The sequence below is a fragment of the Streptomyces sp. NPDC041122 genome (assembly GCF_055592445.1).
Genome location: NZ_JBVIYQ010000015.1, coordinates 1 through 11,050, shown reverse-complemented (window position 1 = coordinate 11,050; position 11,050 = coordinate 1). Strand labels below are relative to the sequence as shown.

The following is an 11,050-nucleotide window of genomic DNA, read 5'->3' as shown; positions in this document are numbered from 1 at the left end:
CAAACCATTACTCGCACCATCCTGATTCACCGCCGAACCCCGCACCACCGCCAACACCCGCCGACCCGACCGACGCGCATCCGACAAACGCTCCAACAACACCACACCCACACCCTCGCCCCAGCCCGTGCCGTCCGCCGCCGCGGCGAAGGGCTTGCAGCGGCCGTCGGGGGCGAGGCCGCGCTGGCGCGAGAAGCCGGTGAAGACCTCGGGTGTGGCCATCACCGTGACGCCACCCGCCAGGGCGAGGTCGCATTCGCCCTGCCGCAGCGCCTGCGCCGCCAAGTGGATGGAGACCAGCGACGAGGAGCACGCCGTGTCGACGGTCACCGCCGGGCCCTCCAGGCCCAGGGTGTACGAGACCCGGCCGGAGACCACGCTGCCGGAACCGGCCAGCATGGAGTAGCCCTCCAGCTGGGCGTCCTGCGCGAGGCCCGCCGCGTAGTCGTGGTACATCACGCCGACGTAGGTGCCGGTCAGGCTGCCCTTGAGCGTCGTCGGATCGATGCCCGCACGCTCGAACACCTCCCAGGAGGCCTCCAGGAGCAGGCGCTGCTGCGGATCCATTGCCAGCGCCTCGCGCGGGTTGATCCCGAAGAACGCCGCGTCGAAGTCCCCCGCGTCGGGCAGGAAGGCGCCTTGGTCGGCGTAGCTGGTGCCGGGGTGGTCCGGGTCGGGGTGGAAGAGGCGTTCCAGATCCCAGCCGCGGCCGGTCGGGAAGTCGCCGACGGTGTCCACGCCCGCCGCTACGAGGTCCCACAGTCCTTCCGGCGACGTCACTCCGCCCGGGTACTTGCAGGCCATCGCGACGATCACGATCGGGTCGTCCGTTGTCGTGGCCGAGGGAAGCGCGGCCCGGGTGGGGGGCGTCGCCGCGCGGGTGTCGCCGCTCAGGCGCGTGCACAGGTAGGCGGTGAGGGCGTCGGGGGTGGGGTGGTCGAAGGCCATCGTGGCGGGCAGCCGGAGACCACTGGCCGCCGAGAGCCGGTTGCGCAGCTGGACGGCGGTGAGCGAGTCGAAGCCCAGGTCCTTGAAGTTGGCCTCGGTGCGGACGTCCGCGGCGGACCGGTGGCCGAGCACCGCGGCCACGCACTCGCGCACGACGTCGCCGACGACGGCTCGGCGACCGGCCTCGTCCAGGCCGGCGAGCCGCGCCTCCAGGGCCGCCTTGTCGACGGCGGAGTCGGCAGCAGCCCTGCGGCGCGTCCTGCCCGTCAGGTTGCGCAGCATCGCGGGCACGTCGTCGCCGGCGAGACCGCGGACGTCGATGCCGGCCGCGACCACGAGCGATGTGTGCGCCGCGGCGTCCCGCGCAGCGTCGAGGAGGGCGAGGCCCTGCTCGTCGAGCAGCGGCTTCACGCCGCCCGCGCGCAGCCGCGCCAGGTCGGCCTCGTCCAGGTGCCGGGTCATGGCGCTGCCGCGCGCCCACAGGCCCCAGGCGATGGACAGCCCCGGCAGGCCGGCCGCGCGGCGGCGGGCCATCAGGGCGTCGACGAACGCGTTGGCGGCCGCGTATCCGGACTGGCCCGCGTTGCCGAGGACACCGGCGGCGGAGGAGAACATCACGAACAGGCCCAGCGGCGAACCTGCCGTGGCGGCATCCAGGTTGGCGGCGACGGAGGCCTTGGCGGCCCACACCTTGGCCAATTGCGCAGGGGTCTGCGCGGTGAGTACGGCGTCGTCCAGGACACCCGCGGCGTGGATCACCCCGGTCAGCGGATGCGCGGCGTCGACCGAGGCGACCAGTTCGGCGGTGGCGCGTCCGTCCGTCAGGTCGGCCGCGACGATCCGCACCTCGGCGCCGAGTCCGGTGAGCCGCTCGGCGAGGTCACCGGCGTCCGGCGCGTCGGGGCCCTGTCGGCTGACGAGCAGCAGGTGCCGTACGGACCAGGCGCGGACGAGGTGCTCGGCGACGAGCCCGCCCATCATGCCGGTGCCGCCCGCGATGAGCACGGTGCCTTCGGGGTCCAGGCCCGTGCCGGGGTGAGGGGTGAGCCCGGAGTCGCGCTCGCGGTCGGTCCCGGGTACGGGTGCCGGCACCGTCGTGGCGCGTGTCAGGCGGGGGGCCCTGGGCTCGCCCGCGCGTACGGCGAGCTGCGGTTCCGGGGTGGCGAGGGCGCGGGCGACGGCCGCCCGGTCCGTGCTCCGGTCGACGTCCAACAGGACGAAGCGGTCGGGGTGTTCGGCCTGGGCGCTGCGGATGAGACCCCATACGGCGGCGGCGGGCACGTCGAGGGGCGCGGCGTCCGGGCTCTCGATCACACCGCTCGCGTCGACGGGGCGGTCGCCGTCCGCCGGCACGGCCACCGCGTGGTGCGTGAGGAGGACGAGTCGGGCCTCGGCGAAGCGTGGTTCGGTGAGCCAGTCCCGTACGAGGCGCAGTGTGCGCTCGGCGATCTCGTGGCCGCACACGTCGACCGTTTCCGCGTCCGACGACGCGGCGGTGTCGGCCACGACGGTGGTGGGGGTGGGTTGTGTTCCCTCGTCGAGCGCGGCGGTCAGGGCCGCCAGATCCGGGTAACGGGTCAGGCCCTCCGTGGCCGGCCCGGCGGTGTCCGGGCCGGAGGCGTCCGGGCCGAGGACCACCCAGTCGTCGCCGCTCTCCGCCTCCGCTATCGCCTCCCATGTCGTGGGCACGGCAGTCCACTCCAGCGTGAACAGGCCGTTGGGCCCGCCGGCCGTGGTGCCGGCCGCACGCAGCAGTTCGGGGTCGGCGGGGCGCAGGGCCAGGGAGTCCGCGCTCAGGACCGGTGCCCCGGTCGCATCGGCGACGGTCACCCGCAGCGCCGCGCGGGCCTCCGTCTCCGTCCCCGCGTGCCGTTCCGCTCCCTCCTCGTCCCGGTACGGGGCCAGACGCACCCGTACCGTCGTGGCGCCGGTGGCCCACAGGGACACGCCGTTCCACGCGAAGGGAAGCCGCAGCTGTCCCCCTCCCGCGCCCGGGCCGTCGGGACTGGACGCGGTCGGGTCGAGGAGCAGCGCCGGGTGCAGGGCGGCGTCCAGCAGTACGGGGTGGATGCCGAAGCCGTCGTGAGCTCCCGCCTGCTCGGGCAGCTCCACCTCGGCCAGCAGGTCCTGCCCGTGCCGCCATACCGCGCGCAGGCCCTGGAACGAGGGCCCGTACCCGTAACCGGCCGCCGCGGCACGCTCGTACAGGTCACCGATCTCCAGCGCCTCGGCGCCGGCCGGGGGCCACTGCCCGTCGAGGCCGTCCGGCGCCTGACCGGCCGCCTCCGGGCTCAGCGTGCCGGTGGCGTGACACGTCCAGGACTCGTCCACGTCCGGTTCGTCGTCGGCCGCGGAGTCGGCGCGGGAGTAGACCCGCACCTCGCGCCGTCCCGGCCGCCCGCCGTCGGCCGCGCCGACGACCACCTGAACCTGCAGACCACCGGAGTGCGGCAGCATCAGAGGCGCTTGAAGCGTCAGCTCCTCGACCACGGCGCACCCGGCCTCGTCGGCGGCCTGCAACGCCCACTCGACCAGCGCCGCACCCGGCACGAGCGTCGCGCCTGCCACCGTGTGATCGGCGAGCCAGCCACCGCCGCCGGACGCGGCGAGCCGCCCGGTCAGCACGAGCGCACCGTCGGCCAGGCCGAGCGCGGCCGGCAGCAGGGTGTGCTCCAACCGCCGCAGCCCGGCGGACCGCACGTCCCCCACGCCGTCCACCGGCAGCCAGTAGCTCCGGCGCTGGAAGGCGTAGGTGGGGAGGTCGACGGTGCGGGGGGCGGGGTCGGCCGGGAACCAGCGCCGCCAGTCGACGTCCGCGCCTGCAGTGAAGGCGTGGGCTGCGGCGCGGGCCAGCTGGGTGGCGTCGCCGTGGTCGCGGCGGAGGGTGGGGACGACGGTGGCGGGCACGTCCGCCCGCTCGATGGTCTCCTCCATGCCGAGACCGAGCACCGGGTGAGCACTGGCCTCGATGAAGAGACGGTAACCGTCGGCGAGGAGGGCCTCGATCGTGTCCGCGAAACGAACCTGCTGGCGCAGGTTGGTCACCCAGTACTCGGTGTCCAGGGCGCTGGTGTCGTCGAGGCGTTCGGCGGTCACCGTGGAGTAGAAAGCCGTATCGGTGCGGGTCGGTGCGATGTCCGCCAGGCGCTCGGTGAGCAGATCATGCAGGTCGTCGATCTGAGGGCCGTGGGAGGCGTAACCCACATCGATGACACGCGCTCGCAACCCTTGCACCTCGGCCTCCGCAACGACGGCGGCGACATGCTCGGGCGGACCCGAAATGACGGTAGAGGACGGCCCGTTGACGGCGGCGACGCACACGCCCGGCCGGTCGCCGATCAGCTCGGCGGCCCGCTCGGCACCCGTACCCAGGGACGCCATGTCCCCGTGCCCCTGCAACTGCCGCAGGGCGTCACTGCGTACGGCAACGATCCGCGCCGCATCCTCCAACGACAACGCACCCGCCACACACGCCGCAGCCATCTCACCCTGCGAATGCCCCACCACAGCAGCCGGAACAACCCCGCAGTCCGCCCACACAGCAGCCAGCGACACCATCACCGCCCACAACACCGGCTGCACGACCTCAACGCGGGACAGCTCACTCCCGTCCCCACGCAACACATCCGTCAACGACCAGTCCACATGAGCCGACAGCGCTCGCTCACACTCACCGATACGGGACGCGAACACCGGCGACTCATCAAGGAGTTGGGCACCCATGCCCACCCACTGCGACCCCTGCCCCGGAAACACCAACACCGGCCCAGGACCCACATCACCGGCCACACCGGACACCACATCCGCCGACGCCTCACCCGACGCCAACGCGCTGAGTCCAGCCGTCAATGCCTCCCGGTCGCGGCCCACCACCACAGCCCGGTGCTCCAGCACCGCACGTGTCGTGGCCAACGACCAACCGACCTCCGACACCGCGGCATCCGCGCCCTCGTCCGTGAACGCATGGAGTCGCCGCGCCTGTTCACGCAACGCGTCGCCGCCGCGTCCGGACACCACCCACGGCACCACCGCCCCCGACGCGGAGAGGTCGAGGCCCCCCGCACCCGCTTCCTCGGACTCCGGCTCCTCCGGGGCCTCCGGGGCCTCCTCCAGGATCACGTGGGCGTTCGTGCCGGAGATACCGAAGGAGGAGATGCCGGCGCGGCGCGGGCGTTCGCCGCGCGACCAGGGGACCGGCTCGGTCAGGAGCCGTACCCCGCCGCCGTCCCACTGGACGTGCGGGGTGGGTTCGTCGACGTTCAGGGTGGCGGGCAGCAGTTCGTTCCGCAGGGCCATCACCATCTTGATGACGCCCGCCACACCCGCGGCCGCCTGCGTGTGGCCGATGTTGGACTTGACCGAGCCGAGCCACAGCGGCCGGTCTTCCTCGCGCTCCTTGCCGTAGGTGGCGATGAGGGCTTCGGCCTCGATGGGGTCGCCCAGCCTGGTGCCGGTGCCGTGCGCCTCGACCACGTCGATCTCGGCTGTCGAGAGGTGGGCGCTGGACAGCGCCTGGCGGATGACGCGGCGCTGCGAGGGGCCGTTGGGCGCGGTGAAGCCGTTGCTCGCGCCGTCCTGGTTGATGGCGGAGCCGCGCAGCACCGCGAGGACCTCGTGGCCGTTGCGGCGCGCCTCGGAGAGCCGCTCCAGGACGATGAGTCCGGCGCCCTCTCCCCAGCCCGTGCCGTCCGCGGCGGCGGCGAACGGCTTGCAGCGGCCGTCGGGCGCCAGGCCCCGCTGGCGCGAGAAGCCGGTGAAGACCTCGGGTGTGGACATGATGGTCACGCCGCCCGCGAGGGCGAGGTCGCACTCGCCCTGTCGCAGGGCGTTGGCGGCCAGGTGCATCGCGACCAGCGAGGAGGAGCAGGCGGTCTCCACGGTCACTGCCGGTCCTTCCAGGCCGAGGGTGAAGGAGAGCCGGCCGGACAGGACACTGGGCGCCGTGCCCGCGTACCCCTCGGTCGCCTTGCCTCCGGGGTCGCCCTGGGTCTGGTTGCCGGTGGTGGCGGCGCCCACGTAGACGCCTGTCGAACTGCCCTTCAGAGTGGCCGGGTTGATGCCCGAGCGTTCGAGGGCCTCCCAGGACGTCTCCAGGAGCAGTCGCAGCTGGGGGCTGCTGGCCAGGGCCTCGCGCGGACTGAATCCGAAGAAGTCGGAGTCGAAGCGGTCGGGGCCGGAGAGGAATCCGCCCTCGCGGACGTAGCAGGTCCCCGGGTGGTCGGGGTCCGGGTGGTAGATGCCCTCCAGGTCCCAGCCGCGGTCGCTGGGGAAGGGTTCTATGGCGTCGTCGCTCGCGGCGACCAGGTTCCACAGTCCTTCGGGTGTCTCGATGCCGCCCGGGAAGCGGCACGCCATGCCGACCACGGCCACCGGCTCCTGGCGGCGGTCCTCGACCTCGCGCAGGCGCTGCCGGGTGTCATGCAGCTCGGCGGCGACCCGCTTGAGGTAGTCGACCAGTTGCTCTTCACTCGCCATGAGAGTTCACCCAGCCTTCAGCGTGGTTGTCGCGCCGTGCACGGTCGGTTCACACACCCAGTTCTTTGTCGATGAAGTCGAGGACCTGGTCGGTCGTGGCGACCTCCAACTGCTCCTTGGTGCTGCCGGATCCCGGCGCGGCACCGACCGCCTTCCACTTCGTCAGGAGCGCTTCGAGCCGGGCCGTGACGGCGTCGGCGTCCACATGCCCGGCGAGGGATCCGGTGAGGGCGGTCTCGAGCCTCGCGAGATCGCGGAGGACCGGGTCGGTGGCCTCCTGCCCCGCGGCGGGTCCGCCCGCCTCGCCGTCGGGGGCGAGTTGCGCGCCGAGGTATGCGGCGAGGATGTCGGCGTCCGGGTGGTCGAAGACGAGCCCCGAGGGCAGCCGGAGGCCGGTGGCGGCGGACAGCCTGTTGCGCAGTTCGACGGCGGTGAGGGAGTCGAAGCCGAGCTCCTTGAACGTGCTGCCCGTCGCGAGGCTGCCGGTGTGCTGCCCGAGGACGGCTGCGGCCTGCTCCCTGATGAGCCGCACCAGGGTGTGGTGCCGGTCGGACGGCGGCAGGGCGGCCAGCCGGCCCGCGAGGTCCGCCGGCTGTCCGCCCGCCGTGGCGGTCGGCCTGCTCGCACCGCCCGCCGAGGAGGTGGAGGTGGCCAGGCCGCGCAGGAGGGCGGGGCGGCCGGCCACGGGGTGGGTGGCGAGGGTGCGCAGGTCGAGGTTGAATCCCACCAGGTGGGGGCGGCCGTGGCGGTGCGCGGCGTCCATCAGGGCGAGGCCGTGCTCGCGGCTCATGCCCTTGACGCCGATGCGGCTCATGCGGGCGACGTCGGTGTGGCTGAGGGTGCCGGTCATGCCGGCGCCCGTCGTCGTGGCGGGGTGGTGGGTGGCGGTGCGCGGGGTACCGGAGTCGCTTGTGCCGTCCCCGGCCGTGACGGCGTGTGCTGTGCCGGCACCTGTGGTGTCGCGTGCCGTGCCGCCTGCCGTGCCGCCGGATGCTGGGTCGTTCGCCGTCCCGTCCGTCGGGGCCGGAGCGGTTTCCCACAGCCCCCAGCCCACCGAGACTCCTGCCAAGCCCTTGGCCTTGCGGTGCTGCATCAGTGCGTCGCAATAGGCGTTCGCTGCCGCGTAGTTGGCCTGACCGGGGCTGCCGAGGGTGGCAGCCGCCGAGGAGAAGACAGCGAAGAGACCGAGCCGCATTCCGCGGGTCGCCTCATGCAGGTGCGCGGCAGCCGACGCCTTGGCCGCCCACACCCGCGCCAGCCCTTGCGGCGTCTGCGCGGTGACCACCGCGTCCTCCAGGACACCGGCGGCATGCACGACACCCGTCAGCGGGTGGGAGGGATCGGTCTTGCCGACCAGTTCCGCCACCGACTCCGCGTCGCTGACATCCGCGGCGGCCACGGTCACTTCGGCGCCCAACCCCCGTATGCGTGCGACCAGTTCCTTGGCCCCTGGGGCGTCCGGGCCACGGCGGCCGGCCAGCAGCAGGTGCCGCACACCCCACTCCCGCACCAGGTGCTCGGCCACGACCTGACCCAACGCACCGGTACCACCGGTCACCAAAACCGTGCCCTCGGGATCGAGGACGGGCGGAACCTCCAACACCAGCTTGCCGGTGTGCCTCGCCTGACTCATGAACCGGAACGCCTCCCGCGCCTTGTCCAGCGGCCAGGAACGTACCGGCAACGGCTTAAGCCGGTCTGAGGTGAACAACTCGACCAGCTGGTCCAGCATCCGCCCGATGAGGTCCGGCCCGGCGTCGCCGACCAAGTCGTACGCCGTGTACGTGACGCCCGGGTGCTCGGCGGTGACGTCTTCAGGGGTACGCAGGTCGGTCTTGCCCATCTCCAGGAAGCGCCCGCCCTCGCCGAGCAGTCGCAGCGAGGCGTCGATGAACTCGCCTGTGAGGCTGTTGAGTACCACGTCCACGCCGCGCCCATCGGTGGCCCGGCGGATGGTCTCCTCGAAGTCGAGGTCACGGGACGAAGCACGGTGGGCGGCGTCGACACCCATCTCATCGAGCACAGCGTGCTTGGCGGGACTCGCCGTCGCGAACACCTCCGCACCCAGATGCCGGGCGATCTGCACGGCCGCCATCCCGACACCACCGGTACCGGCATGGATCAGCACCCGCTCCCCCGCCCTCAGCCCCGCCAGCTCCACCAACCCGTACCAAGCCGTGAGGAAGGCCGCCGGAACTCCCGCCGCCGCACGCATGTCCCAGCCCCGGGGGACCTGCGTGACCATGCGTGCTTCGGCGATGACCACGGGACCGAAGGCCCCCTCGAACACGCCCATGACATGGTCGCCGACCGACACGTGCGTGACGTCGGAACCGACCTCCGTGACCACACCGGCGCCTTCACCGCCCATCGCGCCGTAGGCGGGAACCATGCCCAGCGCGACGAGGACATCACGGAAGTTGATGCCGGCCGCGTGTACGGAAACCCTCACTTGTCCGGGGCCCAGAGGGCCGAGTACTTCGGGGCAGGCGACCGCCGCGAGCTCGTCCAGGGAGCCGTCGTTCACCATCCGCAGACGCCAGGCGGGATCGCCGGGGGCCGGGACGAGACCGGTGGAGCGGTGCGCCTGCGTGAGGCGGGGGATGTGGATCTGCCTGTCGCGCAGCGCCAGTTGGGGCTCATCCAGATCTTCCACCGCGTGACGCACCGCGGCCTGCGGCAATGCGTCGACCTCATCGTCGGCGTCCAACAGGGCGAAGCGGCCCGGGTGTTCCGACTGGGCGCTGCGGACCAGGCCCCAGACGGCCGCCGCGGAGGCGTCCACGTCACCGACGTCGGCCTGAGCGTCACCGCTCCCCTGACCGCTCCCGTCTTCACCCCCGTCCCCGCCGTCGTCGCTGTTGACGGCAACCGCACCTCGCGTGACCACGAGCAGACGGGACTCGGCGAGCTCGGGCGCGGCGAGGAACTCCTTGACCAGCGCCAGCATCCGTTCCACGACCGGCAGACCGCCGTCGTCGTGTCCTTCGCCGGCGGGGATCGTCACCGGAGCGAGCACCGCCCACGGCGCCTCACCGCCCGTCGGCACCACATCGGCCAGAGCGGCGCCGTCGGTGAGGCCGACCCAATCGTCTCCGCGCACGGATTCGCGCATGGATCCGCCCATGGACGCGTCGGCGCGTTCCGGAACCGGGAGCGGTGTCCAGTCCACCGTGAAAAGACCGCGCACATCGCGTCGTTGGGCGGCTGCCAGCTGTTCCGGTCGTACGGGCCGGGTCTGCAGGGCCTCGACGTTCAGGACCGGGCCGCCGGTCACGTCGGTGACGGTGACGTTCAGCCCCCGGCCCTGTCCCTGACCCTGACCTTGGCCCTGGCCTTGGCCTTGGCCTTGGTCGGCGCTCTCGCCGACGGGACGCAGGCGTACGCGTACGGTCGTGGCGCCCGTCGCGTGCAGCGAGACGCCGGTCCATCCGAACGGCACGTAGACCTGGTCGTCCTCGGATTCCTCCTGGAACCTGGCCACGAGGAGAGGGTGGAGGGCGGCGTCCAGGAGGGCGGGGTGGATGCCGTAACCGTCATGGGCACCGGCGGCTTCGGGAAGCTCCACCTCGGCCAACAGATCCTGCCCGTCCCGCCACACCGCGCGCAGCCCCTGGAACGCCGGACCGTATCCGTACCCGGACGCCGCCGCCTGCGCGTAGAAACCCTCGACATCCAGGGACTCGGCACCGGCGGGAGGCCACACGCCACCCAACTCCGCCTCTGCGAAGCCACTTTCCGGGGTGAGGGTGCCGGTGGCGTGGCACACCCACGCGTCGCCCCCATCGTCGCAGCCAGCGGTGTCGGTGTCGCTGTCGGGGCGTGTGTAGATCTGCACACCGCGACGCCCCTCGTCACCGGCCTCCTCCACCACCACCTGCACCCGCAGACCCGACGCCTCAGGCACCACCACCGGTGCCTGCAACATCAACTCCTCCACACCCCCACAACCAACCTCATCACCAGCCCGCAACACCCACTCCACCAAAGCCGCACCCGGCACCAACACCGTCCCGGCCACCTCATGATCCACCAGCCACGACACACCCGAACGCGACAACCGACCCGTCAGCAGACACCCACCCCGGTCAGCGAACTCCACCGCCGCACCCAGCAACGGATGCCCCGCCGCCACCAAACCCAGCCCCACCGCATCCCGGCCACCCCCACCACGCCCCACCAGCCAAAACCGCTCACGCTGAAACGCATACGTCGGCAAATCCACCACCCGCGACCCCCGACCACCCGGCAGCACCGCGGCCCAGTCGATTCCGACGCCGGCCACATGCAGACGGGCAGCGGCCCGCACAAACGCCGCCTCCTCCGGGCGTTCCCCCGCGAGAGAGGCGACCAGGACCGACTCAGCGCCGTCCGTTCCATCCAGGGTGTGCTGGGCGGCGGTTGTCAGTACGGGAGCGGGACCCAGCTCCACGAACACACCCGCCGACTCGGCGAGTTGGGCGATGGCGGGCTGGAACAGGACCGGCTGGCGTACATGCCGCGCCCAGTACTCCGGAACAGTGATCTCCGCTCCGGCCCGCTCACCCGACACATTGCTCATCAGCGGAATCGACGGCTCCCGGAACTCCACACCCCGCAACGCCTCGGTGAAGTCAGCCAGCATCGG

2 protein-coding genes are annotated in these 11,050 nt (G+C 72.4%); both read right to left on the bottom strand.

All coding sequences use genetic code 11. From position 1 onward, the window contains the following. The coding region (locus ACZ6B8_RS37310) for a type I polyketide synthase (protein ID WP_471610117.1) at nucleotides 1–6,423 on the bottom strand (6,423 nt) is incomplete at its 3' end. A 49-nt stretch (nucleotides 6,424–6,472) separates the two neighbouring features. Continuing rightward, nucleotides 6,473–11,050: SDR family NAD(P)-dependent oxidoreductase (locus ACZ6B8_RS37305; protein WP_471610116.1), on the bottom strand; the 4,578-nt coding region annotated here is incomplete at its 5' end.